Consider the following 1,130-nt stretch of genomic DNA (forward strand, 5'->3'; position numbering starts at 1 on the left):
CTAGGAGCGATATAATGCGCTCTCCAAGCGCGGAATCCCGCAACTGAACAGGCGAAATGTTGAAGGCAAGCGAAAACGTCTTTGGCCACGCAGTGGCATCAAGACACGCGCGGCGAAACAGCTGATCTCCAAGAGCGTTGATGAGGCCTGTTTCTTCTGCAATCGGAATAAACACGTCAGGCGGGATATGGCCCGATGTCTTGCTCTCCCAACGCGCCAACGCCTCGAACCCGACGATGCGATTACTTACAAGTGAAACCACCGGCTGGTAATGGGGCTCGATAATATCCGTTGCGATAGCGCTCCGAAGCTCACGCTCAATATTGATGCGCCGCTCGACATGCACGTCCATGTCAGGTTCAAAAAAGCGAACACGCGACCTGCCGTCGCCTTGCGCGCGATAAAGTGCGCGTTCTGCGCGCCTAACCAATTCGTGGGGAGTGACGCCATCAAGCGGAGCGATGGCGATGCCAATTCCAAGACTAAGCTCGGCTGCGCCAGCCTCAATCGCGAAACTGTCGGCGGCAGACGCCACGATACGGCGCGCCAGATTGGCGGGATCCTCGAGGGAGCTAATGTTGGGCAGGACGATCCCGAATTCGTCGCCTCCGATCCTCGCCAGGAAGCCGTCCTTGCACAAGATGTCGGCAAGCCTAGTGGCAAGTTCGCAGAGTGCCTTGTCCACCGCTGCATGGCCGTGCGTATCCTTGATTCGCTTTAAGCCGTCGAGGCCGAGCATCAGAACAGCGACTTGATGCGTGTCGGTGGCGAGGCCAACGCACAGATCAAGTTTGTCATCAAACAGGCGGCGGTTTGGCAAGCCAGTCAATGGATCGTGTCGCGCCAAATCGCGGACTTCTCCTTCTGTGATGGTTCGTGCTTCAGTTCCGCGGGCGAGTTCTCGGTAGCGCCGAACACTAAAGATCGTGAGCCCAATGCTCAGCAAGAATGCAACGAACACGATGAAGATAATGTCGTCGAGTACCGACTCCACATAGCGCTGTCCCAGCTGCGCTAAACGAGGGCCAAGCCCATAGAGATGCGCTAAAAGTGAAGTGAGAACGACGCCACCGAAGAGAGCAATGAGGTCCCTCGTGGCAGAACTGCGCCAATCGAAGTGCAATACGCGC

Annotated in this window: 1 protein-coding gene; it reads right to left on the bottom strand. The window is 56.8% G+C overall.

Annotation, left to right across the window (positions count from 1 at the left end):
- A partial coding sequence (locus tag I6F33_RS37860; RefSeq protein ID WP_225145784.1) for a bifunctional diguanylate cyclase/phosphodiesterase occupies window positions 1–1,130 on the bottom strand: 1,130 nt, incomplete at both ends.

Source organism: Bradyrhizobium sp. BRP20 (assembly GCF_020194215.1).
Classification (GTDB): domain Bacteria; phylum Pseudomonadota; class Alphaproteobacteria; order Rhizobiales; family Xanthobacteraceae; genus Bradyrhizobium; species Bradyrhizobium yuanmingense.